This window comes from Halobiforma lacisalsi AJ5 (assembly GCF_000226975.2).
Classification (GTDB): Archaea; Halobacteriota; Halobacteria; order Halobacteriales; family Natrialbaceae; genus Natronobacterium; species Natronobacterium lacisalsi.
Window position 1 is genome coordinate 1,613,572 of the sequence record NZ_CP019285.1, and the last position, 23,806, is coordinate 1,637,377.

28 protein-coding genes are annotated in these 23,806 nt (G+C 68.9%); 15 read left to right on the forward strand and 13 right to left on the reverse strand.

The features are described from left to right. Positions 1-97: 97 nt before the first annotated feature. Positions 98-427, reverse strand: a complete 330-nt coding sequence (locus CHINAEXTREME_RS07670) for a tRNA-binding protein (RefSeq protein ID WP_007140133.1) — start codon at positions 425-427, stop codon at positions 98-100. Positions 428-565: 138 nt separating this feature from the next. On the opposite strand from CHINAEXTREME_RS07670, the gene CHINAEXTREME_RS07675 reads away from it, so the two are divergent. Together CHINAEXTREME_RS07675 and CHINAEXTREME_RS07680 are read left to right on the forward strand one after the other, a co-directional pair. Next, positions 566-997 (forward strand): hypothetical protein, encoded by a 432-nt coding sequence (locus tag CHINAEXTREME_RS07675; protein WP_007140132.1) that lies wholly within the window; start codon positions 566-568, stop codon positions 995-997. A gap of 4 nt (positions 998-1,001) precedes the next feature. Further along, positions 1,002-1,217 (forward strand): helix-turn-helix transcriptional regulator, encoded by a 216-nt coding sequence (locus CHINAEXTREME_RS07680; RefSeq protein WP_007140131.1) that lies wholly within the window; start codon positions 1,002-1,004, stop codon positions 1,215-1,217. 20 nt (positions 1,218-1,237) lie between these two features. Here CHINAEXTREME_RS07680 and thiD read toward each other — a convergent pair whose 3' ends face one another. Then, on the reverse strand, positions 1,238-2,599 hold the full coding sequence (gene thiD, locus CHINAEXTREME_RS07685) for a bifunctional hydroxymethylpyrimidine kinase/phosphomethylpyrimidine kinase (RefSeq protein ID WP_007140130.1): 1,362 nt from the start codon (positions 2,597-2,599) through the stop codon (positions 1,238-1,240). A gap of 109 nt (positions 2,600-2,708) precedes the next feature. On the opposite strand from thiD, the gene CHINAEXTREME_RS07690 reads away from it, so the two are divergent. Genes CHINAEXTREME_RS07690 through CHINAEXTREME_RS07700 form a run of 3 tightly spaced genes read left to right on the forward strand, consistent with a single transcriptional unit; the run spans position 2,709 to position 6,494 of the window. Next, positions 2,709-4,685: a NosD domain-containing protein gene (locus tag CHINAEXTREME_RS07690; RefSeq protein ID WP_076738707.1), complete on the forward strand. Its 1,977-nt coding sequence runs from the start codon at positions 2,709-2,711 to the stop codon at positions 4,683-4,685. 1 nt (position 4,686) lies between these two features. After that, entirely contained in the window at positions 4,687-5,619 is a 933-nt protein-coding gene (locus CHINAEXTREME_RS07695; RefSeq protein ID WP_007140128.1) for an ABC transporter ATP-binding protein, read from the forward strand. Continuing rightward, positions 5,616-6,494, forward strand: coding sequence for an ABC transporter permease (locus tag CHINAEXTREME_RS07700; protein WP_007140127.1), 879 nt, complete (start codon positions 5,616-5,618; stop codon positions 6,492-6,494). The genes CHINAEXTREME_RS07695 and CHINAEXTREME_RS07700 overlap by 4 nt, the downstream gene beginning before the upstream one ends. An 86-nt stretch (positions 6,495-6,580) precedes the next feature. Here CHINAEXTREME_RS07700 and CHINAEXTREME_RS07705 read toward each other — a convergent pair whose 3' ends face one another. Then, positions 6,581-7,186 carry a nitrous oxide reductase accessory protein NosL gene (locus tag CHINAEXTREME_RS07705; RefSeq protein ID WP_007140126.1) on the reverse strand — a complete coding sequence of 202 codons (606 nt, stop codon included), beginning with the start codon at positions 7,184-7,186 and terminating at the stop codon, positions 6,581-6,583. Between the two features lie 146 nt (positions 7,187-7,332). Here CHINAEXTREME_RS07705 and CHINAEXTREME_RS07710 point away from each other — a divergent pair, with 146 nt between their 5' ends. Together CHINAEXTREME_RS07710 and CHINAEXTREME_RS07715 are read left to right on the forward strand one after the other, a co-directional pair. Further along, a complete protein-coding gene (locus CHINAEXTREME_RS07710) occupies positions 7,333-8,007 on the forward strand; it encodes an SCO family protein (RefSeq protein WP_007140125.1) in 675 nt (224 codons plus the stop codon). A 6-nt stretch (positions 8,008-8,013) separates the two neighbouring features. Continuing rightward, positions 8,014-8,865 (forward strand): sulfite exporter TauE/SafE family protein, encoded by an 852-nt coding sequence (locus CHINAEXTREME_RS07715; protein WP_007140124.1) that lies wholly within the window; start codon positions 8,014-8,016, stop codon positions 8,863-8,865. Positions 8,866-8,890: 25 nt separating this feature from the next. On the opposite strand, the gene CHINAEXTREME_RS07720 is transcribed toward CHINAEXTREME_RS07715, so the two are convergent. After that, positions 8,891-9,508, reverse strand: a complete 618-nt coding sequence (locus tag CHINAEXTREME_RS07720) for a nitrous oxide reductase accessory protein NosL (RefSeq protein ID WP_007140123.1) — start codon at positions 9,506-9,508, stop codon at positions 8,891-8,893. 139 nt (positions 9,509-9,647) lie between these two features. Between CHINAEXTREME_RS07720 and CHINAEXTREME_RS07725 the strand changes: the two genes are divergently transcribed. Continuing rightward, positions 9,648-11,618 (forward strand): NosD domain-containing protein, encoded by a 1,971-nt coding sequence (locus CHINAEXTREME_RS07725; RefSeq protein WP_007140122.1) that lies wholly within the window; start codon positions 9,648-9,650, stop codon positions 11,616-11,618. Positions 11,619-11,673: 55 nt separating this feature from the next. On the opposite strand, the gene CHINAEXTREME_RS07730 is transcribed toward CHINAEXTREME_RS07725, so the two are convergent. Together CHINAEXTREME_RS07730 and CHINAEXTREME_RS07735 are read right to left on the reverse strand one after the other, a co-directional pair. Continuing rightward, a complete protein-coding gene (locus CHINAEXTREME_RS07730) occupies positions 11,674-12,216 on the reverse strand; it encodes an NUDIX hydrolase (protein WP_007140121.1) in 543 nt (180 codons plus the stop codon). Between the two features lie 173 nt (positions 12,217-12,389). Beyond that, positions 12,390-13,427: an AIR synthase family protein gene (locus CHINAEXTREME_RS07735; protein ID WP_029601515.1), complete on the reverse strand. Its 1,038-nt coding sequence runs from the start codon at positions 13,425-13,427 to the stop codon at positions 12,390-12,392. 160 nt (positions 13,428-13,587) lie between these two features. Between CHINAEXTREME_RS07735 and CHINAEXTREME_RS07740 the strand changes: the two genes are divergently transcribed. From CHINAEXTREME_RS07740 to CHINAEXTREME_RS07750, 4 genes are all read left to right on the forward strand, one after another. Continuing rightward, positions 13,588-14,691, forward strand: a complete 1,104-nt coding sequence (locus tag CHINAEXTREME_RS07740) for a putative sulfate/molybdate transporter (RefSeq protein WP_007140119.1) — start codon at positions 13,588-13,590, stop codon at positions 14,689-14,691. A 38-nt stretch (positions 14,692-14,729) separates the two neighbouring features. Then, positions 14,730-14,855, forward strand: a complete 126-nt coding sequence (locus CHINAEXTREME_RS22420; protein ID WP_274520352.1) for a hypothetical protein — start codon at positions 14,730-14,732, stop codon at positions 14,853-14,855. After that, positions 14,848-15,351, forward strand: a complete 504-nt coding sequence (locus CHINAEXTREME_RS07745; protein WP_007140118.1) for a DUF7384 family protein — start codon at positions 14,848-14,850, stop codon at positions 15,349-15,351. Before CHINAEXTREME_RS22420 ends, CHINAEXTREME_RS07745 begins: the two co-directional genes overlap by 8 nt. Positions 15,352-15,436: 85 nt before the next feature. Further along, positions 15,437-15,616: a hypothetical protein gene (locus CHINAEXTREME_RS07750; RefSeq protein ID WP_029601516.1), complete on the forward strand. Its 180-nt coding sequence runs from the start codon at positions 15,437-15,439 to the stop codon at positions 15,614-15,616. Here CHINAEXTREME_RS07750 and rdgB read toward each other — a convergent pair. After that, positions 15,613-16,161: an RdgB/HAM1 family non-canonical purine NTP pyrophosphatase gene (gene rdgB / locus CHINAEXTREME_RS07755; RefSeq protein ID WP_007140117.1), complete on the reverse strand. Its 549-nt coding sequence runs from the start codon at positions 16,159-16,161 to the stop codon at positions 15,613-15,615. The genes CHINAEXTREME_RS07750 and rdgB overlap by 4 nt on opposite strands. A gap of 103 nt (positions 16,162-16,264) precedes the next feature. Beyond that, positions 16,265-16,945: a helix-turn-helix domain-containing protein gene (locus CHINAEXTREME_RS07760; RefSeq protein WP_007140116.1), complete on the reverse strand. Its 681-nt coding sequence runs from the start codon at positions 16,943-16,945 to the stop codon at positions 16,265-16,267. Between the two features lie 86 nt (positions 16,946-17,031). Here CHINAEXTREME_RS07760 and CHINAEXTREME_RS07765 point away from each other — a divergent pair, with 86 nt between their 5' ends. Then, positions 17,032-18,702, forward strand: coding sequence for an NADH-quinone oxidoreductase subunit D (locus CHINAEXTREME_RS07765; RefSeq protein WP_007140115.1), 1,671 nt, complete (start codon positions 17,032-17,034; stop codon positions 18,700-18,702). A 54-nt stretch (positions 18,703-18,756) separates the two neighbouring features. Then, on the forward strand, positions 18,757-19,848 hold the full coding sequence (locus CHINAEXTREME_RS07770) for a Gfo/Idh/MocA family protein (protein ID WP_007140114.1): 1,092 nt from the start codon (positions 18,757-18,759) through the stop codon (positions 19,846-19,848). A gap of 37 nt (positions 19,849-19,885) precedes the next feature. Here CHINAEXTREME_RS07770 and CHINAEXTREME_RS07775 read toward each other — a convergent pair whose 3' ends face one another. From CHINAEXTREME_RS07775 to CHINAEXTREME_RS07795, 5 genes are all read right to left on the reverse strand, one after another. Beyond that, entirely contained in the window at positions 19,886-20,173 is a 288-nt protein-coding gene (locus tag CHINAEXTREME_RS07775; protein ID WP_007140113.1) for a DUF5808 domain-containing protein, read from the reverse strand. 91 nt (positions 20,174-20,264) lie between these two features. Further along, complete coding sequence (locus CHINAEXTREME_RS07780; RefSeq protein WP_007140112.1) at positions 20,265-20,897, reverse strand: pyroglutamyl-peptidase I family protein; 633 nt, start codon at positions 20,895-20,897, stop codon at positions 20,265-20,267. A gap of 126 nt (positions 20,898-21,023) precedes the next feature. Beyond that, the gene (locus CHINAEXTREME_RS07785; RefSeq protein ID WP_007140111.1) at positions 21,024-22,700 is read right to left on the reverse strand and encodes a bifunctional N(6)-L-threonylcarbamoyladenine synthase/serine/threonine protein kinase; all 1,677 of its coding nucleotides are present in this window, start codon (positions 22,698-22,700) and stop codon (positions 21,024-21,026) included. A gap of 25 nt (positions 22,701-22,725) precedes the next feature. Beyond that, positions 22,726-22,860 carry a 30S ribosomal protein S27ae gene (locus tag CHINAEXTREME_RS07790; RefSeq protein ID WP_007140110.1) on the reverse strand — a complete coding sequence of 45 codons (135 nt, stop codon included), beginning with the start codon at positions 22,858-22,860 and terminating at the stop codon, positions 22,726-22,728. Continuing rightward, complete coding sequence (locus CHINAEXTREME_RS07795; protein ID WP_007140109.1) at positions 22,861-23,181, reverse strand: 30S ribosomal protein S24e; 321 nt, start codon at positions 23,179-23,181, stop codon at positions 22,861-22,863. A 240-nt stretch (positions 23,182-23,421) separates the two neighbouring features. Here CHINAEXTREME_RS07795 and CHINAEXTREME_RS07800 point away from each other — a divergent pair, with 240 nt between their 5' ends. Continuing rightward, entirely contained in the window at positions 23,422-23,736 is a 315-nt protein-coding gene (locus CHINAEXTREME_RS07800; RefSeq protein ID WP_007140108.1) for a hypothetical protein, read from the forward strand. The last annotated feature ends 70 nt before the right edge of the window (positions 23,737-23,806 follow it).

Sequence of the window (23,806 nt, forward strand, 5' to 3'; positions counted from 1 at the left end):
CGACGACGGCGTCTCATACGGTTTACTGTAAGTCATTTCCGGCGCAACCGTGGCCCGGGGCAGCGGTTGCGCCGGTAAATCGTTATAGCAATCCGTCTCAGAAGAGCAGGCCGCCCAGCGGGACCTCCGCCTCGGGTTCGACCAGCACGGGATACTCGTCCTCGCCGGGGACGCCGACGGTCAGCGCCTCGGATTTGAACCCGGCGATCCGCACCTCGCCGAGGTTCGTCGCACACAGCACCTGTCGTCCCTCGAGGTCTTCGGGATCGTAGTGGTGATCGAGTTGCGCCGCCGACTGGATCTCGCCGCCCGCCTCGCCGAGGTCGATCCACAGTTTCGTCATTTTCGGCTTTCTCGCCTCGGTGAACGACTCGGCCTCGAGCACTTCGCCGACGCGAATTTCGACGTCAAACGGGTTCTCGACCATGACTCGTGGTATCACGCCGCCGGGAATGAGAGTTCGGTTTCCGGCACCGCTCGCGACCGTGCTCGAGTCAGGATCGGTGACCGCCCGGATCTCCTGGAATAGATTTATGAGGGTGTAAAGTATGCTTTACTGTAAAGCATGTTTGACAGCATACGATCGATCCGCGATCCGTTCGCGGCCGGGAAACGAACGTACGAACGGCTGGTCTGGGGTCTGGTCCTCGTCGGCTGTCTTGCCCTCGTCGCCGGCATCGTCGTCGACGCACGACTCGCCGGGACCGCGAGCTATCTCGTGACGGTCTGGGTGGCGATGGCGGTGGCCTTTGGCTATCCCCACGTCTCCGACGTCACGCTGCTGGACGAGCGCGACGCCGAGATCCACGACCGCGCCAGCGGGCTGACGATCACCGTCGTCTGCGTGGCGACGCTGTCGGTCGTTCCGGCGCTGTACGTGCTCGATGCCGGCGGCTACGTCACGATCGGGGCGACGCTGTGGGGGGTCATCTATGCGGTGTCGGCCCTCGGGCTTCTCTACGGCGCGTGCTATACGGTCGTCAGTCGGCGGCGGTGATCGCATGAAAAACGACGTGCCGAACCGTCGCGAGGCAGCGGGCCTCAGCCAGGGCGAACTCGCAGAGGAAGTCGGCGTCACCCGCCAGACGATCAACGCCATCGAACGGGAGCGATACGATCCCTCGCTCGAGTTGGCGTTCGAGCTGGCCGACCACTTCGACTGTCGGATCGAGGACCTGTTCGAGCCGGAACTCGACGGGAACGGATCGGAGCCGTAGGGGAGGACCCCGGTTCGTCGCTATGCCTCGAGCGCGCCGGCCAGCGAACGGAGCCGCTCGGCGAGCGTCTCGGCATCGCGGGCGATCAGTTTCGTCATCGGCTCCTTGCCGACGTCGCCCCGGTCGACGACGGCGACGGGCGGCTCCTCGCGGTCGGCGAACGCCTGCCGTGCTCCCCAGCCCATCGTCTCGCCTTCCGTCTCCGAGACGTCTGCGGGCTCGTCCGTGCGGTCGTACTCGGCGACCGTCCAGCCCAGGTCCTCGAGCGCGTCCTCGACGTCCGGGGCGAACCGGCAGTTGGCCGCGAACCGCAACTCGGGGGTGAACTCCCGGGCCGACAGCAGGAAGCGTGCGACGTGGCTCGAGGCGCCGAACCGGACGCCCCGGTTCGGCTCGATCCCGGAGAGCGTCCGGGTGATTCGTCCCTCGACGGCCGCCGTCTCCGCGACGGTCTCGGCGTAGGGGGTCGCGCCGACGACGTTCATTCCGACCTCGGGGACGAGCGCCGCCGCGTCGGCTTCCACGAGATGCTCGACGACGGCTTCGACCTCCTCGGCGGTCGGCTCGCGTGCAGCCCGGTTGCGCAGTTCGACGGCGTGGTTGACCGCACCCGGCCCCTCGCCGACGTCGTAGTGGTACCGGACTGCGCGGGCCAGAAAGTCGGTCGCGCCGTCAACTGCGGCCTCGAGATCGTCGCCCTGGGCCAGGCGGGCGGCGATCGCGGCCGCGAGCGCACAGCCGGAGCCGTGGGTCGCCTCGGTGCCGATCCGCGGGTGTTCGTACGTCGTCGTCTCATCGCCGGTGACGAGGACGTCCCGGACGGTCTCGCCGGGGACGTGGCCGCCCTTGATGAGCGCCGCGTCGACGCCCAGGTCGAGCAGTTCCTCGCCGGCCTCGCAGGCGCTCTCCTGGTCCGTGACGGCGACGCCGGTCAGCACTTCGGCCTCGTCGGCGTTGGGCGTGGCGACGGCCGCCTCCGCGAGCAGGTCCTCGTAGGCGCGTTCTGCCTCGGGCTCGAGCAGGCGGTCCCCGGAGGTGGCGACCATGACGGGGTCGACCACCAGCGGGAACGCGAAGTCGGCGGCCCGCTCGGCGACGGTTTCGACGATCTCCGTCGTCGCGAGCATGCCTGTCTTCGCGGCCCCGACGGCGAAGTCGTCGGTGACGGCGTCGATCTGGGCCGCGACCTCCTCTCGCGGGAGCGCGTACGAGGACTCGACGCCGCGGGTGTGCTGGGCGGTGACGGCCGTGATCGCCGACGTGCCGAAGACGCCGTGGGCGGTCATCGTCGCGAGGTCGGCCTGGATCCCGGCACCGCCGCCGGAGTCGCTGCCCGCGATGGTCAGCGCGACGGGACGGGTGTCCGGTGCTGGCGTTCGCATACCCGACCCTATTCTCGGGTTATACTAATCCGTGATGGTCCGCGCGAGTGACAGTCGCGTTCGACGACCGCACCAAACGCTATACGTACGCGTCACGCCAATCTCGACCGTGCCCAATCGTTCGTGGCGCGTCGTCGGCGCGGTCGTCCTCCTCCTGGTCGGCTCGGTCGCCGCAATCGGCCCGTTCGTGGTCGAGGTCGAGTCGACGACGCCGGAACCGGCCCCCTTCGACGACACCGTCTCCATGGGGCTGCCCCTGTCCGAGGAGTACGGCCTCGAGGAGCGGGTCGCACTGCCGAAGGCGCAGGTCTTCTATTCCCAGTACGAGTACGTCGTCGGCTACTACGGGATCGACACCTACGTCGATACGAGCCGGGAAGCCGGTCATTCACAGCAGTTCGGCTACCCGCTCGCGGTGTACGTGACGGATTACTCGACGGTCGACGTCGAGCTCACCGAGGAGGGGTATCCCGCGGTCGCCGAGCGCGGGGAACCCGGCTGGGTCGACGCCGAACGCGCGTGGTACGTCCACGACAGCGAGGCGGCGACGCCGCGGGGGAACGCGATCCTTCCCTTCTCCGACCGGGTCGACGCCGAGGCGTTCGCCGACGCCCGCGGCGGGACCGTCCTCGCGTGGACGGATCTGCTCGAGGCCGAGTTCGACCGGGCGGAGGCGACCGTCGTCCGCGACCGGGTCGACGACCACCGCGCGGACGGCGACCGCCGCGTCGCGGCGGGGGCCGACCTCCGGGACCGGCCCGTCTCGACCGTCGTCGGCGAGGACGCCGACACCATCCAGGGGGCGATCGACGACGCGCCAGCGAACACGACCGTCCGGATCCCGGCCGGGGAGTACGAGGAACGTCTCGAGATCGATCGCCCGCTCACGCTCGTCGGCGACGGGAACGTCACCATCGACGGCGGCGGTAACGGGTCGGTGATCACGACGACGGCGAACCGGACCGCGCTGATCGACCTCGAGATCACCGATTCCGGGACCGTGCAACAGGGCTCCGGCGAGTTGCCGGGATTCGATCCCCAGGAGGACGGCGACGACGAGGAGTGGGACGCGACGTTCGAGCGTAACTACGCCGGCGGCGACGCCGGAATCGCGGCCCACTCCGCGACCGACTCGCTGATCGAGAACGTCACGATCGACTCCGAGATCACCGGGATCGTCCTCCGGCGCAGCGGCGAGTCCGTCGTCCGTAACGTGACCGTCCACAGCCCCGAGATGTGGGAGGACGGCCACGCGGCGATCCTGGCGTTTCGTTCGCCGATCGTCGTCGAGAACTCGACGGTGTACGACGGCCGCGACGCCGTCTACTCCCACCGGTCGCCGGGGCTGGTCGTCCGGGACAACTACTTCGAGGGGAACCGCCTCGGCGTCCACCTGATGCACACCTCGGACTCGCTGGTCGCGGACAACCGGCTTCGGAACCAGTCCAACACGGGGATCTACGTCATGACCGGGCCGGAGCGCAACGCCGTCGTCGGCAACGACATCAGCAACGCCGACTACGCGCTGTTCCCCAGCGGGAGCGACTCCTACATCGCCGACAACGTCCTCACGGACAGTCGCGTCGGTCTGCGGGTCGACGCGACCGGGACGATCTACGAGCGAAACGTCGTCGCCGGCAACGAGATCGGGGCCCAGACGCGCTCGATGCTCCCGACGAATCGGGTGACGCGAAACGACTTCGTCGAGAACGACGTCCACGCGGACGCGGGAACCGGCCCGCTGCGGATCTGGACCGACGACGGCGTCGGCAACTACTGGCAGGGCGCGACGGCTCTCGACACGGCCGGCCGGGACGGCTCCGTCATGGAGCGGTCCTACTCGCCGACCGACCCCGTCGACCGGCGGCTCCACCGGGTCGACGGCGCGGAGACGCTGTCGCGTGCGCCCGCTCTCGATGCACTCGAGGGTCTACAGGGGACCGTCCCCGGGATGCGGACCGGCAGCGTCGTCGATCTGGCACCGACCTGTGAACCGAACAACCCGGACCTCCTCGAGCGGACCGAGTGGGCCGATCGAGCGTGGTCCTGCGATCGAACGCAACCGACGAGTTACGGTGAGACATGATATGACCGACGAGACGGCCAGCCCGAACGCGGCGCCGACCGGCGACTCGAGCGCCGCGTCCCGAGCGCGGGAATCGAACGACGACAACGACTCCGAGAGCAATCGCAGGGGACGGGCAAACGCACCCCCGGCCGACGCGAGCGTTGACCCCGAACCGCGGTCCGGAACCCGGTCCGAGCGGGACTCGACGCCGGAGACGGACCGAGCGCCCGTTCTCGAGGCGACGGACGTCGACCACGCCTACGGGGACGTCTCCGTTCTGGAGGACCTCTCGATGGCCGTCGACGCCGGGGCCGTCACCGCCCTGGTCGGGCCGAACGGCTCCGGCAAGACGACCCTGCTGCGGGTGCTCGCCGGCCTGCTCGAGCCGACGTCGGGCTCGGTCGCCTACGAGGGCCGGGAGGCCGTCCGCCGGATCGGGTATCTTCCACAGCAGCCCGCCTTCCGCCCGGGGTTCACCGTCCTCGAGACGCTGGAGTTCTACTCGTCGCTCGTCGGCGCCGACGCGGACGACGCGATGGGCCGCCTCGAGACGGTCGGACTGGCGGATGCGGCCGATCGGCCCGTCGAGGCGCTCTCGGGCGGCATGACACGACTCGCCGGGATCGCACAGGCGACGATCGGCGATCCGCCGGTCGTCGTACTGGACGAGCCGGCGAGCGGCCTCGATCCCGGCATGAGCAGACACGTCTTCGAGATCGCTTCGGAGTTCGCCGCGGAGGGGACGGCGGTCCTGCTGAGTTCCCACGACCTCGGACTGGTCGACCGCGTCGCCGACGAGGTCGCGATACTCGACGAGGGGCGGATCGTCCGCCGGGGACCGCCCGCGGCGCTGCGGGCGGACCTCGGCGTCGACTCGTTGCGCGGGGTCTACGAGGAGTCGGTCGCAGCCGAGGCCGGCACCGTGCGGGTGCAGGGGGTGACCGACGAATGAGCGGCGAATCCGGCGAGACGCGAGCGGCAACCGCGGCCGAATCCCAGCGCGAGCCGTCGATCCCGAGCACCGGTCACCGCCTGTGGACGATCGTCGACCGCGAACTCCACACCGTGGCCCGAACCCGGACCTTCTACCTCCTCGCCGCCGCGCTCGCGGCCGTCGTCCTCGGGATCACCTGGATCGGCGACGGGTTCACTGCGGGGTATCTCCCCACGACCGTCGACCTCCTGACGCCGCTCGAGTTGCTCGTCCCGATCGTCGCCGTCGCGTTCGGCTACCGGGCGATCCTGGGCGACGAACTGCGGGGCGAACTCGACGTCCTCGAGACCTATCCCGTCTCGTCCCGCGAGATCGTCCTTGGGGTCTACGCGGGCCGGGCCGTCGGCGTCGCCGTCGCGATCGCGGTGCCGCTCGTGCTGGCCGCGGTCGGGATCGCATTGGGGGGCGAAGATCCCGTCGCTATCTACGCGACCCACACGGGTGCGGACTCGCCGATCCTGTTCGCCCGGTTCCTCGTCCTGACGGTCCTGTTCGGCCTCGTCCTCCTGGCGGTCGCGATCGCCATCTCCGCGCTGGTCGGCGGGACCCGCAGCGCCCTCGCGCTGGCGGTCGTCGCGCTCGTCGCCCTGCTGATCGGCTTCGACCTGGCGCTGGTCTACGGGCTCGCGGAGGGCGTGATCGGCGAGGCCGACCTGCTGTACTCGCTGGCGATCAGTCCGCTGAGCGCGTACCGCGGGCTCGTCCTCGAGACGACGGTCGTCGTCGCCTCGGGAACGGGACCGCGCGTGGCCTCGCCGCTGGCCAGTCTGATCGGGCTTGCCGCCTGGACCGTCGGCTCGCTCGCGGTCGCGATCTGGGGCGTCCGCCGGTAACGTAACTCGTGGCTCGAGCGGGAGCCGTCGCTGTGTCGCTTCATCGACTCGCTGATCCGTCGCGAAAAAAGTCGGTTCGTCCTCGGTTATCCGCCGCCCATCAGCGACATGACCAGTTCGCTGGTCACGTCCTCGTGATCGTACAGTTCGCCGCCGTGGTCGGCCCGGAACTCCTCGGCCTCGTCCCCGTCGGTGAAGCCGATCATCGACGGTCCCATCGCTCCCTGGACTTCGCTGTCGACGACCAGCGAGAGGTCCTCGACCGCCGCGAACGCCTCGGCCTCGAGGTGGTTGCTGATCTCCTCGATGTCGTCGGCCGTGTCGATGCTGTACTCGACGCTCGAGTAGTCGGTCAGGTAGGTGGCTTCGGGGTCGTCGCCCGCCTCGGAACGCTCGAAGGTGTAGGTGTACGTACACAGCGAGCTACAGAACTGTGCGGGCCGGTCCTCGCCGACGACGGCCTCGGCGTCGGCGTAGTGGGCCTGTCCGACGGGGCCGGGGTGCTGGCCGATCACCATCGTACACTGGTCGCAGGTCTGCTCGCCCTCGATCGTGATGGGATCGGGGGCGTCGCCGTCGCCGCCGAGACAGCCGGCGAGCGACGCGATCCCGACGCCGGCCGCGCCGACCAGCACCGCGCGGCGGGGAACGCCGTCGCGGGGCCGACCTTCGTCTCTCGTTTGCTCGTCCATACCGTCCGAGACGTGCTCGACGACTAAGTCCCGTCTGGTTCGGTTCCCGAACGCCTCGCCCGTAGACGGGCCGTATCGCCGCTCTCCGGGAGTGTTTCGACAAATACACCAGATCGTACTTGGTCGTTCGGTGGCTACTGCCGACAATGAACCGACGCCGCGTGCTCGGTGCCGGAGCGACCGCTGGACTGACCGCCGTCGCGGGCTGTCTGACCGGACTGGTGGCCGAGGAATCGTCCGACGACGTCGTCCTCGAGCAGCCAGAAGAGGGGATCGAGGGCGACCCCTCGTACCCGACCTACGGGGATCCGTTCCCGACGTTCGAGGCCGAGGACCCGCTCGCCGAAACGACCGTCGCCGTCGACGACCTCGGGGACGACGCGTTCGTCGCGACGGCGTTCTTCGCGAGTTGTCCCGCCGAGTGCATCCCGCTGATCGACTCGCTTACACGTGTCCAGGACAACGCGGCCGACCGTGGTTTAGGCGACGAGAGCCGGTTTCTCGCGATCACGTTCGATCCCGAGCGCGACACTGCCGAGAGCCTCCGGGAACACGCCGACATGTTCGACGTCGATCTCGAGGCGGGCAACTGGCACTATCTCCGTCCTGACGGCCGTGAGCGGGCGAAGGAGATCGTCCACGAGGGGTTGGGGATCCCCTTCCAGCGCGAGGAGATGGGCGACGACTACGACTTCATCCACATCACGGTGACGTTCCTCGTCAATCCGGACGGGTACGTCGAGCGAACCTACCGCGGCGAGAACCCCGACGCCGGTCGAATCACCGACGACCTCGAGCGGGTCGTCGACGGCTGGCAGTAACTCGGGATGGCGTCCGCTATCGTTCCGGCGCTGGGTCCGCGGATCGTCCTCGAGCAGTGTTACGATCCGGCGCTGGACCCGACCGCCGTCGAACCGGCCGGCGTCGTCGTCTTCGCGTTGATCGGGCTCCTGGGCGGGGCCCACTGTCTCGGGATGTGTGGCCCGCTCGTGACGACCTACTCCGACCGGCTTCGTGCCGGCAACGACGGCCCGGCGGCACGGACCGAACTCACCCTCGGCATGGTCCGCCAGCACGCGCTGTTCAACCTCGGGCGCGCGGCGAGCTACGCGCTTCTGGGCGGGCTGTTCGGCCTCGCCGGCGCGGCCGTCTTCGTCTCCCCGCGGACCGTGACCGCGGTCGCGACCGACGTTCACGCCGTCGCCGGCATCGTCGTCGGCACGCTGATCGTCGCGATGGGCCTCCACTACCTGGCCGGTCGGGGACTCGTCGGCGGGTCCGTCCGGCTCCCGTTCGTCACGCCGCTCCTCGAGCGCGTCCACGCGCGGCTGCTCGCGAACGTCGACGCCTGGGTCGGCGACGTCCGGATCGCCGGTCTCGGGGCGGCCCACGGCCTGCTCCCGTGTCCGCTGCTCTACCCGGCGTTCCTGTACGCGTTCGTCCGGGGATCGCCCGTCGAGGGCGTCCTCGCGCTCGCTGCGCTCGGGCTCGGGACCGTGCCGTCGCTGTTCCTCTATGGCACGCTGTTCCAGTCGCTCAGCCTCGAGACCCGGATGAGGCTGCACCGCGTCCTGGGCGTCGCGTTCGTCGCGCTCGGCTACGTCCCGCTGCAACACGGGCTCGCGACGTTCGGGGTCGGGCTGCCGGCGGTGCCGCTGCCCTACTACCAGCCGCTGTGAGCCGTCGGCCCGGCGCGAACCGGGGTCACGGCAACCGCGTGCTCCGGTAGATCCGTGCTACGTCCTCGTCGACTTCCTCGAGACCGATCACGTCGTCCTCGCTCAGGTCGTCGTACTGCCGGACGTACTCGAGGGCGGTCTCCTCGTCGGCGTAGACGCGCGGATCGATCTTCATCGGGTCGTCGGCCCGCAGTTCGTCCCGTTCCAGCGCGTAGTAGGCCTCGAAGCCGTCGATCAACTCGCCGGTGTCGAAGTCGGTCACCCAGACGTTGGCGACCGGGCTGTCCGGTCCGTCGAAGTGGTCCGGGGCGACGTAGTAGGCAAACAGACAGCCGGGGCTACAGAAGGGGATTCCCTCGCCGTTCTCGTGGGCGAGTTGGGCGTTTCGCTCGGGGTAGTTGACCACACCCATCGTACAGACGCCACAGAGGTGGTCGCTCTCGAAGGAGAGCGGTTCGTCGACGGGGTGGTCGACGAGGTGTGGAGAGCGGGCGTCCTCGTCCCCGTCGTCGTCGTCGGGATCGACGACGTCGTCGGCGTCCCCGCCGCCGGTACAGCCGGCGAGCCCGGTGACCGAGCCGACGCCGGCCGCGGCCAGCAGTCGACGTCGGGACCAGGGTCGCAACGGCGAACGGTCTGTCATTGCCGGACCAAGGGAACCGCGGGCTAAAACCGCAACGGTCTCCCGACACGAATCGGGCGGCTCGACCCCTCGAGAAACCCGTCCTTCGATGGTCGTACCAGACGACCTATTGTCGCTGCGCGCCCAGTCGAGGATACGAATGGCCGTTTCGCGTCGCCGTCTCGTCTCGATCGGGCTCCTCCTCCTCGTCGTCTGCGCTGCAGGCCTGTTCGTCGTCGATGCGGGCTCGGCGGAGCCGGAGCCGGAACCGGTCCCGTTCCACGATACCGTCACCACGGGCGTCGTCCTCGAGAACGAGCCTTCGCCGGACGACCGCGGGATCGAGGTGCCCAAGGTTCAGGTCTTTTACTCCCAGTACGAGTACGTCGTCGGCTACCGTGGCGTCGAGCGTTTCGTCGACGACCGGGCCGGCCCCCGCCACGAGGAGCGGTTCGGCCACCCGATCGCGGCGTACGTCACGGACTACTCGACGGTCGACGTCAGCCTCACCGAGGAGGGATATCCCGTCGCGGCCGGGCCCCCGTCGTGGACCGATGCCGAGTCGGCCGCCTACGTCGTCGACAGCGACGCGCGAACGCCGGCCGGTGAGACGGTCGTTCCCTTCGGGAATCGCGACGACGCAGCGGCGTTCGCGGCGGCTCACGGCGGTACCGTGGTCGGGTGGGAATCCCTCCTCGAGCGCGAGTTCGACGTCGACGACGCGGGGGTCGTCCGCGACCGGGTCGACCGTCGACACGCGCGGGCCGACGACCGCATCGAGGACGCGAACCGCCTGCGTGAGCGCCCCGTCGAGGTCGTCGTCGGCGAGGACGCTCCGACGCTCGAGGCGGCCGTGGAGGCGGCCCCGCCGAATTCGACGGTGGTCGTTCCCGGCGGCGTCCACGAGGTGTCGAACGGGGATAGAGAGGAGGACGGGGACGCCCTCGAGATCGATCGGCCGATCACGCTTGCCGGCCGGAGCGACGGCGACGGTACGGAGAGCCAGCCAGTCCTCCGGGGCGACGGCAACGGTTCCGTCGTCGTCATCGAGTCGGACCACGCCGCGGTCGTCGACCTCCGGATCGACGGCGTGGGGGATGCGACGGAACCCGAGGCCGACGATGGCGAAGCCGGGGCCAGCGACGCCCTCGAGATGGCCTACGGGCGGAGCGATGCCGGAATAGCGGTCGCCGACGCCGGCGGCGTCCTCGTCGAGAACGTGACGATCGAGACGCCGGCTACCGGCGTCTTGCTCCGTGACGCCCCGGAGAGCGTCGTCCGGAACGTCTCCGTCCACGGCAGCGACCGCTGGGACGAGGGGTACATGGGCGTCACGGCGGTCCGCTCGCCCGACGCAGTCGTCGAGGACTCGCGGTTCGTCGACGGTCGCGACGGGATCTACCTCCACCGCTCGGACGGTATCGTGTACCGGAACAACCACCTCGTGGGCAACCGGATCGGCGTCCACCTGATGTACACCTCGAGCGCGCTGATCGCGGACAACCGGATCGAAGACGCGTCCTCGACGGGGATCGACCTCATGACCGACCCCGAGCACAACGCCGTCGTCGGCAACGAGATCCGTGATGCGTCCCAGGGGATCGTCACGTCCGGGTCGCGGTCCTACGTCGCCGGGAACCTCGTCACCGGGACCGACGTCGGGCTGACCACCGGCGCGGGCCACTCGATCTACGAGGGCAACGCCCTCGTGGCCAACCTCGAGGGGATGCGTGCGAATCACCTCCTGCCGACAAACGAGGTAACCGGCAACGACTTCGTCGGGAACCACGAGCACGCGACCGCGCGGCTCGGGACGCTTCGCGTCTGGAGCGAGGGCGGGACGGGGAACTTCTGGCACGGTGCCGTCGGCGCGCCCGCTGCCGATCGACCCGTCCTCGAGCGGTCACACTCGCCGACCCACCCCGCCGATCGCCGCCTCCACCGCGTCGACGGAGCGCCCACGCTCGCCCGTGCGCCCGCCACCGACGCCCTGTCGACGCTCGAGGGCTCGGTCTCGGGCATGCGATCGGAGCGGATCGTCGACCCGGACCCGCTGTGTGAACCGGCGAACCCCGAGTTACTCGCGCGCGCCGACTGGGAGTGGGACGAACCGGACCGGGCCTGCGGCTAGACGGCAGCACACGCCGGCACGGGCGCAAACTGACGAAGCCGTCAGCCGCGGCCGATCACTCGAGAAACCGTTCCGTCCCGGGGATCTCGTCGGCGTCGTCGGGAAGTTCGTCGAACCAGCCCGCCTCCTCGACCGGGTCGCCGTTCGGGGTGACCGCCTCGAGGTCGTAGTTCCCCGAGACCGGTGTGCCGGCGAAGGTGACGAACCCGCGCGAGGCCGTTTTCTTCCCGTCCTCTGTCCGGAGATCGACGTCTAAAACGGTCTCGATCGACTCGAGTTCGACGTCGAAGCCGATGGTCTCCCGGACGTGATCGACGATCGCCGCCGCGAAGTCCTCGTCGGGGCCGACCGTCGCCACGGGAAGCTTCCACGAGCAGGTGTCGGTGAGTCGCCGACACAGCAGGTCACCGTCGGGGTTCGTGATTCCGACGGCGGCGAGATCGGCGAGGTCGGCTACCTGATCGACGACCGCTTCGTCGACGACGTCGCTGTCCTCGTGGTATGGAACCCCGTCGCGGTCGCGAAGCGATTCGTAGTCGGTAATCGGTTCGAATGCAGTCGAGCGGGGATCCTCCCCGGAGTAGTCTGAGTCTGCCATGTGAACTCGCGGTGGACGCCGATCCTTCCGCGGCGCGTTCCCGTCGGTGGCCGTGTTCGTCGGTCGCAAAGGGTCCGCGGAACGCCGGGACCGGGCGCCGTCGCTACGTCCCTCGGCCACCGCCAAAAAACTTCGCCCGAGTGATACGTCACCGTCGGACCCGGAGCGCGAACTTACTTCTCGGGCGGATCAGCCGCCGATTCGGCCAGTTCCGCGTACGCCGCCCACGACGGATCGACGGTCGGGTGCTCGAGTCGCTCGCCGTCGACGCGTACCTCGCCGTCGCCGTCCGCCGACTCCACCCGGCCGATCTCTGCGACGACCGTCCCCCGGTCCTCGAGCGCCCGGCGGACGTCGTCGACGCCGTCGGGGTCGACCGCGATCACCAGCGCGCCGCAACTGGTCGCCGCCCAGGGGTCCATCTCGAGCGCCTCGCAGACCTCGGCGACGCCGGGCCGCAGCGGGACGGCCTCCCGGTCGATCGCGAAGCGCGCCCCCGCGCCGGCGGCCATCTCGTTCAACGCGCCGGCGAGGCCGCCTTCGGTCACGTCGTGCATCGCGGTCACGGGGCCGGCCTCGGCCGCCGCGAGGGCGTCCCGGACGGCGTAGACCTCCTCGAGGCGCTCCCGTGCGTCCGCGAGGACGTTCTCGGGGAGCTCCAGCTGGTCGCCGTAGAGCGTGCTCAGGAGGCCGACGGACTCGACGGCCGGCCCGGTCGTCAGCAGGAGCCGGTCCCCGGGGGTCGCCCCGTCGGGGCGGACGATCTCGTCGTGGTCGCCAACGCCCATCGCGGTCGCCGCGCCGATCCAGGGGTAGGTCGGATCGGAGTAGCGCGCGGTGTGGCCGGTGACGACGGAGATCCCGAGGTCCGTACACTCCTCGTCGAAGGTCTCCCAGACGGTCGCGAACGCCTCGTCGGTCATCGTTTCCGGGAGGGTGAAACACACCGAGAGGTGGGTGGGCGCGACGCCGCTGACCGCGACGTCCGCGAGGATCAGGTCCAGCGCGAACCGCGCGGCCCGCTCGAGGCCCAGCGGCGGGAGGATCGAGATGGGGTCCGTCGCAGTCACGAGCGCGCGGCCGTCGACGTCGAGGACTCCGAAATCGACGCCGTGCTGGGGACCGATGGCGACGTCGTCGCGTTGCGCGCCGAGGTTGGGCGCGACGTGGCGGTCGAAGAAGGATCGATCGATCTTGCCGAGTTCGCTCACGTCCGAACTCACCGAGCGATCGGTCTTAGGGGTGGTGGTCCGTCGGCACGCTACGGCGGAATGACAGTCGGCGTAAACTATAGTGGTTACTGAAGAGACGAATGCAAACCCGGAGAGTTACGCGAAACAGTGAAGAGTCAGTCCGGCATATGGCCGATAGATGTCCTACTCGTTCCGCTCGGACGCTGCCGACGGGCTCGAGTTCTCGACGTCCGAGCTGACGGGTGCGCTAGGTGATTCGGTTACGGTACTTCCACTCCTGGTCGCACTGGCCGCGACGACGTCCGTCTCCCTCCCGCACGTCCTCGTCGGGTTCGGCGTCTTCCAGATCGTCTGGGGGCTGTACTACGGGATGCCGCTCTCGGTCGAGCCGATGAAGGCGCTGGTCGGGCTGGCGATCGTCGGCTCGCTGTCCTACCCCGAGTTGGCCGCCGCCGGACTGCTCGCGGGCGCGGTCCTGCTCACGGTGGGCCAGTTCGGACTCGTGGGCCGGCTCCAGCGGGTCGTCGGCGAGCCGGTCGTCCGCGGGATCCAGTTCGCCGTCGCCCTGCTGTTGCTCGAGGCCGCGGTCGGGCTCGTGGCCGACGCGCCGGTCGTCGCCGTCGGTGGGTTCGCCGTCGTCGGCGCCGTCGTGGTGGCCGGCTACCGGCAGACGAGCGTCCTCGTCGTCCTCGGGATCGGCGCAGGCGCGGCGGTTGCGACGGTCGGCGTTCCGACACTCCAGGTCCCCGAACTCGCGGTGTTTCCCGCGGGCACGCCCGCCCTCTCCGGTGCCGCCGTCGAGGGCACCGTCGCCCAACTGGGAATGACGATCGGGAACGCCGCCATCGCGACGGCGCTGCTCTGTGGCGATCTCTACGACCGGGACGTCTCGGCCGACGCGTTGTCGAAGAGCATGGGCGTGACCTGCCTCGTGGCGGTGCCGTTCGGCGGGATCCCGATGTGTCACGGCAGCGGCGGGCTGGCGGGCAAGTACGCCTTCGGCGCGCGGACCGGCGGCGCGAACGTCCTGCTTGGGCTTGGCTACCTCGCGCTCGCGCTCGTCGCCGCCGGCGCGATGCTTTCGGCCTTCCCGATGGCCCTGCTTGGGGTGTTGCTCGTCGTCGTCGCGTTCGAACTCGGCCGGGCGGCGTTCGCACCCGTCTCGGACCGACGGTCGCTCGCGCTCGTGGTCGGCGTCGGCGTCCTCGGACTGGCGATCAACGTCGGCGTCGCCTTCGCGGTCGGCGCGGCCGCGTTCTGGCTCCTCGAGCGGGTCGACTGACCCCGTTCCTTTTGAGAGCGCGTTTCCAACAGCCACCGATGACCACCTGGGCGGAACTCTTCGAGCGCGGAGCCGAGTACGACGTGTCCCTCGAACGAATCCGGGAGACGGCAGACGATCTCGAGACGATAAAAGCCGAAACGGAGGGTGAGGACGGTGACTGACGCCGACCGACCCAACCCCGCACGCGTCGTCGCGGACGCCGACGTCCTCGCCGCCGACCTCCTCGTCGGCGGCGACGCCCGCGCGGCGCTCGATCACGTCCGTCGTCACTCCTGGGTCGACCTCGTCGCAAGCGATCACCTGCTCGAGCGGACCGAACGCCTCGTTACGGCCGTGGCCGACGCCGACCTCGCCGCTGCCCACCGCGAGCGACTCGAGGCCGAACGGGTCGCGGTCGACCACCCGCCCGAGGACCACCCTGCGCTGGCCTCGGCCTACCGCGGGTCGGCGGCACACCTGCTGTCCTACGACGAGCGACTCGGGTCGGCGAAGGCGGGCCTCTCGATGCAGCCACACGTCTCCGTCAGCGTCCGCCCGCCGGACGCGTTCGCGCGACTGTTCGATCCCGAAAGCCTCTACGAGGAAGTCGAGGGCGGGGCGTATCCCGGGCCGGATCTGGATCCCCGGAGTCGCGGAACGCCGGACGAACTCGAGTGAGCCACGTCCCGTTCTCGAGAGGAGGCGGCTCGAACCACGCCGATATCCCGGAAAAGTAACCAGTTCCGGCTGCGATATCGGGCGTATGAACGAGGGTGGACAACGCCCGATCGCCGTCTGGGCGGTTCTGGTCGTCCCGTTCGTTCCGGTCGCGGTGTCTCTCTGGGCTCGAGACGACCTTTCGATCCGCTTCGTGGTCGCGTACAGGTTTCCGGCCGTCGTGTTGACCGCTCTCGGCGTTCTCCCTGCACCCTGGAACGTCTAGTGGTGGTCCGCGTACCAGTCCGCGAACGTCGCCAGCGCCCGGCCGCGGTGTGAGATCGCGTTCTTCTCCTCGAGGCTCATCTCGGCGAGCGTCTGGCCGTTGTACTCGAAGATCGGATCGTAGCCGAACCCGCCCTCGCCACGCGGCGAGACGATCGTCCCCGCGAGTTCGCCCGTGAACGTCTCGGTTCGGTCGCCGTCGGCGTAGCCGAGGACGGTCCGGAAGCGGGCCCGCCGGTTCTCCTCCTCGCTGACCAGCCGCCAGAGCCGTTCGACGCCGACCGTGTCCTCGACGTACGCCGAGTACGGGCCGGGGAAGCCGCCCAGCGCGTCGACGAACAGGCCGGTGTCGCCCACGAGGACCGGTTCGGTCCCCGGGAGTTCCTCGAACGACTCCCGCGCGCCGCGTGTCGCGATTTCGGCCAGCGAATCGCTCTGGATCTCGGTGTAGTCGTACTCGACCCGATTGACGGCGGTGATGCCGTCCAGGTACGCCTGGGCCTCGCGGGCTTTGCCTTCGTTTCCGGTGACGAACCGAACGAGCATGTGCGTGTGCGAGGGTGGGTGCTCCGGGCGAATATAGCCGTCGGTCGCGGTGCGCTCGATCGATCGTTCTGGCGTCCGCGTTCTGCTCGTCTCGCTCCCGTCCTCAGAACTCGAGCCGTCCCATCACCCGCTCCTGGGCCTTTCGCAGGTGCTCGCTCGCCGTTCCCGGTGCACACCCAAGTTCGTCGGCAACCGCCTCGATACTCGCCTCGCGGGGCACCGCGAAGTAGCCGAGGTTCCGCGCCGTCCGCAGCGCTTCCCGCTGGCGCTCGGTCAATCGCTCGAGGCCGGGGCTCCCGCCGCGGTACTCGCCGACGCGTTCGACGGTCGTATCGATCCCCTCCGGCACGACCTCGAGCGCGGCCCGGATGTCCTCCCCTTCGCCGACGAGGCCGAACCGCACGGACCAGTCCATTCGGTACTCGAGGGGCGGGATCGGGACCAGACTCCCGCGCGAGAAGGCCTCGACGAGCCGTTCGCCGAGGTTGCCGGGTTCCTCGCGGACGTAGACGTAGAACGGCTCCGTGTCCTCGTTCCCCTCCCCCGCTCGAGCCGTGTCCGTCCCGTCGGTCACGTCGACCGCGATCGGCGTCTCGAGGTCGGCGATCCGCCGTTCGTAGGCTTTCCGGTCGCCGATCACGTGGAAGATCAACGTGTTGTGGTCGTTCGCGTGGTTCCAGTTGACCAGCCGATACCGGTGGAACGCGTCGTGGTCGGCGACGAATCGGTGCATCGGGTGGACGGTGTCGGGTCCGTGCTGGAGCGTCAACCGGACGGACTTCATCGGTCGCCGTTCGGACGCCCGATATAAAGACCCTAGCGAGTGGTGCAGAATCGACTCCTCGTCTGCGCCCCGAAGATCCGACACCGATGCCCGCACAGTCGGCACTGGAAACGGAGGAGTCCGCCCCCGATGCGGTCGAGTTCGAGACCGCCCTCGAGCGCGCGTTCGAGCCGTACGCCATCGACCGGGACGATCACCTGAACGCGCCGGCGTTCGTGATCCGCCCCGACGACGTACAGGACGCACTCGCCGCCGCCCGCGAAGACGCGGGACTCGACCACTGCGCCTGCGTCACCGCCCAGCAGTACGAGGACCGGTTCGAGACGATCTATCATCTACGGTCCTACGACGACCCCACGAACGAGGCCAGCGTCGTCGTCCCGACTGCGACGGATCGGCCGACGAGCCAGTCCGCGACGCCGGTCTACGAAACGGCGAACTGGCACGAACGCGAGGCCTACGACCTCGTCGGAATCGAGTACGAGGAGCATCCCGATCTCCGGCGCATTCTCCTGCCCGAGACGTGGCAGGGGCACCCGCTCGGCCTCGAGTACGATCAGGAGCAACCCCAGATCGTCACGCTCTCCGAACACGCGAACCCGGTCGCCGGCGACGAACGCGACGCCGAGTCGGACACGCTCTTCCTGAACCTCGGCCCGCACCACCCGGCCACCCACGGCGTCATGCACGTCGAGGCCGTGCTCGACGGGGAGACGGTCGTCGAAGCCGACCCCGACATCGGCTACATGCACCGCTGCGAGGAGCAAATGTGCCAGCAGGGAACCTACCGCCACCAGATCATGCCCTACCCCGACAGGTGGGACTGGGTCTCCTCCGGGCTGCTCAACGAGTGGGCCTACGCTCGCACCGCCGAGGAACTGGCCGACCTCGAGGTCCCCGAGTACGCACAGGTGATCCGGACGATGGGTGCCGAACTCTCGCGGATGGCCGCCCACCTGATCGCGCTCGGCACCTACGCGCTTGACGTCTACGGCGAGTTCACCGCGACCTTCCAGTACGCGATGCGGGACCGGGAACTCGTCCTCGACGTCCTCGAGGACCTGACGGGCCAGCGGATGATGTTCAACTACCTCCGACTCGGCGGCGTCGCCTGGGACCTGCCCGAACCCCGCCAGGAGTTCATCGAGGAGACCCGCGACGTCCTCGACTCCCTGCCCGCCAAGATCGACGAGTACCACGACCTGCTGGTCACGAACGAACTGTTCCGGGCCCGCTGTGTCGACACCGGCGTCCTCGAACCGGAGGTCGCCAAAGAGTACGGTTGCACAGGCCCGGTCGCCCGCGGGTCGGGGATCGACTACGACCTCCGGCGGGACGACCCTTACGGCTACTACCCGCACCTCGAGTGGGACGTCGTCACCCAACCCGACGGGGACAACTACTCGCGGGCGCTCGTCCGGATGGGCGAGATCGAGGAGTCCGCGAAGATCGTCGATCAGTGTCTCGACCTGCTCGAGGAGTGGCCCGAAGACGACCGCGAGGTACAGGCCAACGTCCCCCGGACCCTGAAACCCGACGCCGGAGCCGAGATCTACCGTGCGGTCGAGGGGGCGAAGGGTGAACTCGGCATCTACATCCGCTCGGACGGGTCCGAGACGCCCGCCCGGTTCAAGATCCGGAGTCCCTCGTTCTCGAACCTCTCCGTGCTGCCGGAGATCGCTCGCGGCGAGTACGTCCCCGACCTGATCGCGTCGATCGGCAGCCTCGACTGCATCATGGGCGAGGTCGATCGATAAGCAGTCGCTGCCGCGACGGGCAGCCATTTCCGTCTCCAGGTAATTTACTCGATTATGAGTGATTTCGAGACGCCCGTCCGGCTCGGGGTGGTCGGGCTCGGATTCATGGGACGGACCCACGCGACGAACGCGGCGGAACTCGGCCACGAGGTCGTCGCCGGCGCCGACCTTTCCGAGGAGGCGCGAGCGGCGTTCGCCGAAACCTTCGACGCGGAGACCTACGAGGGGTTCGAGGCGATGTACGACGCCGCGGCCCTCGACGCGGTCGCCGTCGCCACGCCCAACGCCGTCCACGAACCCGCGGTCGTAGCCGCCCTCGAGCGCGGCTACGACGTGCTCTGTGAGAAACCGCTGGCGGACGACCTCGAGGGCGCGGAGCGGATCGCCGCGGCCGCCGCGGAGGCCGACGCCTTCTGTGCAGTCAACTTCCACAACCGGATCTCGACCGCGGCCGAGGTGTTCACGGACTACCGGCGCGAGGGGTACTTCGGCGAGATCACGCACGTCGAGGCCAACTACGTCCGCCGTCGGGGCATCCCGGGCGTCGGCTCCTGGTTCACCGAGGCCGATCTCTCCGGCGGCGGCGCGGTCGTCGACATCGGCGTCCACGCGATCGACTTCGCGCTCTACCTGATGGACTTCCCCGACGTGGAGGAGGTCTTCGCCGTCACCCGGACGGAGTTCGGCGACCGCGACGACTACGTCGATCCCGGCGACTGGTACGACGAGACCGAAGCGGCCGTCTTCGACGTCGAGGACTCGGCGACGGCGATGATCCGCTGTGCGGACGATCGAACGATCTCGCTCGAGGTGGCCTGGGCGGCGAACCAGTCCGAATCCCAGGAGTTCGTCGTTCGCGGCACGGAGGCCGGCGCGACCCTCGAGCTCGGCGGCGAGAAACTGACGCTACACCGGAGCGGCAGGCAGGGGACGGATCACAACCTCGACGCAACGCTCACGGAGGGGTCGATCGACCGCACCGGCTGGGAAGGGAGCGACGAGCGCTTCCTCGAGGCGGTCGCCGCGGGCGAGGGCCGCCCGCCCGACGGGAACACCGTCCAGCGGGCGCTGACGGTCCAGCGGGTGATCGACGCGGTCTACCGGTCCGCCGAGCAGGGCCGGTCAGTTTCGGTCCCGCTCGAGTAACGGACCCCGCGACGGTCGCAAAACAGCGACTGGCCGATCAGTCGTCCGATTCTTCGTCGACGATGACCTCGACGGGTTCGTCCTCGGTGGTCCCGTCGCCGCTCGAGCCGCTCTGTTCCTGCTGCCAGAGCAGGACGCCGGCGACGGCGACGACGATCCACGAGCGCCAGTTCGCGAGGTTCAGCGTGTAGCCGATCCCGAACGGCTTCTCGACCAGCATCCCCTCGCCGGGTTGCCAGTACGAGGAGAGCATGCGGCTGATACTCGGCCGCTCGAAGTTGTACGGTACTCCGAGGATCTCACCGGAGGTCGGTTTCTCTGCCATGCGAGGCGATACGTCCTCCCCTAACAAGAGTATTGTGTGCTGGTTTCGTCGGCCGAGAGCGGCCGAGAGCGGGCGTTCTCGACTCGTTCGATCACTCGAGACCCGCTACCGCGACTGCCAGCCCCTCGCGGGCGCCGCGGATCATCGCCTCGAGCGCCATACTCGGCTCGCCCTCGTCGCGCTCGGCCGCGTCGGCGTGGGCGAAGGGGACGTGGACGAACCCGGCACGGAACTCGCGGTCACCCGTCGCCGCACGGTGGCGGGCCGCATAGAGGAAGTCGTTACAGAGATGCGTGCCGGCGTCGGTCGACAGCGTCGTCGGCACGTCGGCGGCCCGCATCGCGGATTTCATCTCCCGCAGGGGCAGGGTCGCGAAGTAGGCGTTCGGCCCCTCTCCGTCCACGGGATCGTCCGTCACCTCGCGGTCGTCGTTGTCGGGCACGCCCGCCGTGTCCCGGAGGTTGATCCCCACGCGCTCGAGCGAGAGGGTCACGCGACCGGCGGCGAGGCCGAGCCCGCAGACGATATCGGGATCGTGTTCCTCGAGGTATCCCTCGAGTTCGGACTCCATACGGTCGAAGACGACGGGGAGTTCCCGGCCGACGACGGTGGCCGCGTCGCCGACGGTCTCCCCGTCGAGTTCCCACGCGATCCGGCGGGCGGGATTGGTCTCGAACTCCCCGAACGGTTCGTAGCCGGTGACGAGAACGGTCGTCTCGGTCATGACGGCTGATCGAACCGGGGCCGGAAGAACGTTCGCGATTCGGCAGGCCTCGGTGTCAGGGTCGGGGTCGAGGTCAGGTTCGGGTGCGGGTTCGGGTGCGGGTTCGGGGTTGGGGTCAAAAGCGGGCTACTCGCCGACGTACCGTCCGCGCCCTTCGACGTCCCGCAGGCGCTCGAGGACGCGCTCGTCGCCGACCTCGCGGTAGCCTTCGCGAACGGCCGCCCGCAGCGGGTCGGGGTCGTCGGCGGTGCCGACGAGGCTCTGGTCGAAGACGTGCAGGTCCATCGCGTAGTCCTCGACGTGGTCGGTGTGATAGCCGAGGCCGAAGTCGATGAGATAGGTCCGATCCGCGTTCACGCGCACGTTTCGCGTCGTCGGATCGCCGTGGACGAACCCGGCCTCGTGGAGCCGCGCGAGGTGTCGCCCGACGTCCCGCACCCGTTCGGGGGTCAGCGCCTCGCGGAGGTCGTCTTCGCCGACGTACTCGAGTTCGAGTCGCGCCTCGTGCGGATCGACGTCCGACAGCACCGGCGTCGGAACGCCCTTCCGCCGGGCGAGGCTGGTCAGACGGGCCTCGAGCCGCGTGCGCTCGGTCCGGAGCCGCTCGTCGAGTTCGGGATGGCGGTAGCTCTTTTTCTCGCGGCGTTTCGTCGCACGTCCCGCGTCGGGCTCGAGGTCGACGGTCGCTTCGGCGCCCTGGACGGTGCCGCGGTCGCGGCCGAGTTCGAGGTCGGGCTCGTCGGTGCGCCACGTTACGGGAACCTGGTCCGGCCGAAAGTCCGGATCCACCCGTGACTCCTCGAGGGGCAGCGTGTCGCCGGCGTCGTACATTTTTGCACCCAGGACGGCGATCATCCCCGCGTTGTCCCGCAGGAATCGCGGCTCGGGCGCGTGAAAGTCGGCCCCGCGTTGGTCGCACATCTCCGCGAGCATCTCCCGTAGACGGGCGTTCTGTCCGACGCCGCCGCCGAGTACGAGTTCGTCGCTGCCGGTCAGCGACAGCGCACGCTCCGTGACCTCGGTCAGCATACCGAAGATATTCTCCTGCAGCGAGTAACAGACGTCCTCGACGGGGACGCCGTCGGACCCGTCCGACGAGCCTCCACTCGCGTCGTTCGCGGAGACGCCGTCGTCGTATGCCGCCTTCGCCGCCGACATGATCCCCGAGAAGGAGAAGTCCATCCCCTTGACGACGTAGGGGAGGTCGACGTACTCGCCCTCCTTCGCCGCCTCCTCGACCTTCGGGCCGCCGGGGTGGGACCAGCCGACGTGGCGGGTGAACTTGTCGATCGCGTTGCCGACGCCCGTGTCCATCGTCTCGCCGAGCACGCGGTAGCGGCCGTTCCGGTAGGCCAGCAGGTGGGCGTTCGCGCCGCTTGCGTTGAGACAGACCGGCGAGTCGAACCCCGAGGTGTGCCGACCGATCTCGAGGTGGGCGACCATGTGGTTGACGCCGACCAGCGGCACGCCGAGCGACTGGCTCAGCGCGCGGGCCGCGGTCCCGACGGTCCGCAGGCAGGGCCCCAGCCCGGGGCCGCGGGAGAACGCGACGGCGTCGACGGGCGGTTCGCCAGCCGGCCTCTCGTCGCCCTGGGTCTCGCGGGCGTGCTCGAGTGCCCGCTCGACGACCTTCGGGATCGCGTCGTGCATGTGCTCGGCGGCCTCGCGGGGGTGAATGCCGCCGCTTTCTGGCTGATAGGCGTCGGTTTCGATAAAAACGTCGTCCGTTCCGGAATCGAACACGGCCGCGCTGGCCGCCCACGCGGTGCCTTCGATCCCGAGTACTCGAGTAGCGGTGCTCACGCTCACGCTCGCGTCTCGGCGTCAGCTACTCCCACTCGGTGTAGCTGCACTTCCCGCAGTGCTTGCGGTCGCCGTGGTCGGCGAGGAAGACGTCGCCACAGCGGGGACACTGTTCGCCCTCGGTGCTCCCGTCGTCGCCGTAGTGGTCGTAGCGTGCCATTTATGCTTCCTCCGCTTCGGCTTCCGCTTCGTCGTCGGTGTCGACGCCGATCTTGTTCCGCTCGAGCATATGGTCCTGTTCGACGTCGCGGGCGGCGTCGGCGCTCTCGTAGACCTTGGCTTCGCCGACGGTCTTTCGCATGCCGAACTTGGTGTTGAGCTCGCGGACGACGACCTCGTCGGCGTCCTTGTTGAGCTTCGCGGCGAGGCTGTCACGCACCTGCAGCCGTTCGGGCGTGGCGTCCTCGTGGGTCAGTTCGAAGGTGACGTCCGTGCGATGCAACATGGGGTTCTCCTCTTCGGAGATGATGTCGACGTCCATGATATCACTCAGTTACCCTACTATCCCCGTGTAGCGCCTAAAAGGATTTCGAACCCGCCACCGTTCCCCGGAATCCACAGAGGGCGCTCGCGTTCCCCTTTCAATCGAATCTTCGGCCGGACGAACCGTTCTCCGGACGAACTATCGCCGTCTCGCAACCCGGTTTCGCCTCGGCACGGTCACTCGAGTACGTTTCGAACCTGGCGCAATATTTATCAACCACGTGTGGGACGGAATCGTATGGACGTCAACGTCGAAGACGTTTCACCTGCACAACGACTCGGTATCGGAATCGCTCTCGTCGTCGTCGGTTCGGTGCTCGGCCAGCCGAACCTGGGGCTCGAGACTCGGATCAGCGCGTTTGCCACCCTCTTTGGGATCGGCTTCCTGGGTGCGGCGTTCGAACCCCCGCTCACGAACGCGCTCGGCGCACGAGGGTGGGCGGACCTCTCGAGCGTGAAACAGACCGGGGTCCTGTTCGTGCTGGCGATCGTCGCGATCGTGCTCTGGCTCGCCGTCTCCCTGGCCCAGGGCGCGGTCTGGGCGCTGTTCTGATTTCGTCGCCTCCCGGTCGCGGTCGACCCCAGTACGACGAGCGCTCGAGGCGTCCCCGTCTCGAGTCGCA

Coding starts and splice junctions, on each gene's coding strand:
- CHINAEXTREME_RS07725 (WP_007140122.1), top strand. CDS start 9,648: ATGGCCGTTTCGCGTCGCCGTCTCGTCTCGATCGGGCTCCTCCTCCTC.
- CHINAEXTREME_RS07750 (WP_029601516.1), top strand. CDS start 15,437: ATGAACGAGGGTGGACAACGCCCGATCGCCGTCTGGGCGGTTCTGGTC.
- CHINAEXTREME_RS07710 (WP_007140125.1), top strand. CDS start 7,333: ATGAACCGACGCCGCGTGCTCGGTGCCGGAGCGACCGCTGGACTGACC.
- CHINAEXTREME_RS07740 (WP_007140119.1), top strand. CDS start 13,588: ATGTCCTACTCGTTCCGCTCGGACGCTGCCGACGGGCTCGAGTTCTCG.
- CHINAEXTREME_RS07775 (WP_007140113.1), bottom strand. CDS start 20,173: ATGGCAGAGAAACCGACCTCCGGTGAGATCCTCGGAGTACCGTACAAC.
- thiD (WP_007140130.1), bottom strand. CDS start 2,599: ATGCGAACGCCAGCACCGGACACCCGTCCCGTCGCGCTGACCATCGCG.
- CHINAEXTREME_RS07715 (WP_007140124.1), top strand. CDS start 8,014: ATGGCGTCCGCTATCGTTCCGGCGCTGGGTCCGCGGATCGTCCTCGAG.
- CHINAEXTREME_RS07795 (WP_007140109.1), bottom strand. CDS start 23,181: ATGGACGTCGACATCATCTCCGAAGAGGAGAACCCCATGTTGCATCGC.
- CHINAEXTREME_RS07770 (WP_007140114.1), top strand. CDS start 18,757: ATGAGTGATTTCGAGACGCCCGTCCGGCTCGGGGTGGTCGGGCTCGGA.
- CHINAEXTREME_RS07700 (WP_007140127.1), top strand. CDS start 5,616: ATGAGCGGCGAATCCGGCGAGACGCGAGCGGCAACCGCGGCCGAATCC.
- CHINAEXTREME_RS07760 (WP_007140116.1), bottom strand. CDS start 16,945: ATGAAGTCCGTCCGGTTGACGCTCCAGCACGGACCCGACACCGTCCAC.
- CHINAEXTREME_RS07705 (WP_007140126.1), bottom strand. CDS start 7,186: ATGGACGAGCAAACGAGAGACGAAGGTCGGCCCCGCGACGGCGTTCCC.
- CHINAEXTREME_RS07780 (WP_007140112.1), bottom strand. CDS start 20,897: ATGACCGAGACGACCGTTCTCGTCACCGGCTACGAACCGTTCGGGGAG.
- CHINAEXTREME_RS07680 (WP_007140131.1), top strand. CDS start 1,002: ATGAAAAACGACGTGCCGAACCGTCGCGAGGCAGCGGGCCTCAGCCAG.
- CHINAEXTREME_RS22420 (WP_274520352.1), top strand. CDS start 14,730: ATGACCACCTGGGCGGAACTCTTCGAGCGCGGAGCCGAGTACGACGTG.
- CHINAEXTREME_RS07670 (WP_007140133.1), bottom strand. CDS start 427: ATGGTCGAGAACCCGTTTGACGTCGAAATTCGCGTCGGCGAAGTGCTC.
- CHINAEXTREME_RS07720 (WP_007140123.1), bottom strand. CDS start 9,508: ATGACAGACCGTTCGCCGTTGCGACCCTGGTCCCGACGTCGACTGCTG.
- CHINAEXTREME_RS07765 (WP_007140115.1), top strand. CDS start 17,032: ATGCCCGCACAGTCGGCACTGGAAACGGAGGAGTCCGCCCCCGATGCG.
- CHINAEXTREME_RS07730 (WP_007140121.1), bottom strand. CDS start 12,216: ATGGCAGACTCAGACTACTCCGGGGAGGATCCCCGCTCGACTGCATTC.
- CHINAEXTREME_RS07800 (WP_007140108.1), top strand. CDS start 23,422: ATGGACGTCAACGTCGAAGACGTTTCACCTGCACAACGACTCGGTATC.
- CHINAEXTREME_RS07790 (WP_007140110.1), bottom strand. CDS start 22,860: ATGGCACGCTACGACCACTACGGCGACGACGGGAGCACCGAGGGCGAA.
- CHINAEXTREME_RS07695 (WP_007140128.1), top strand. CDS start 4,687: ATGACCGACGAGACGGCCAGCCCGAACGCGGCGCCGACCGGCGACTCG.
- CHINAEXTREME_RS07675 (WP_007140132.1), top strand. CDS start 566: ATGTTTGACAGCATACGATCGATCCGCGATCCGTTCGCGGCCGGGAAA.
- rdgB (WP_007140117.1), bottom strand. CDS start 16,161: ATGCTCGTTCGGTTCGTCACCGGAAACGAAGGCAAAGCCCGCGAGGCC.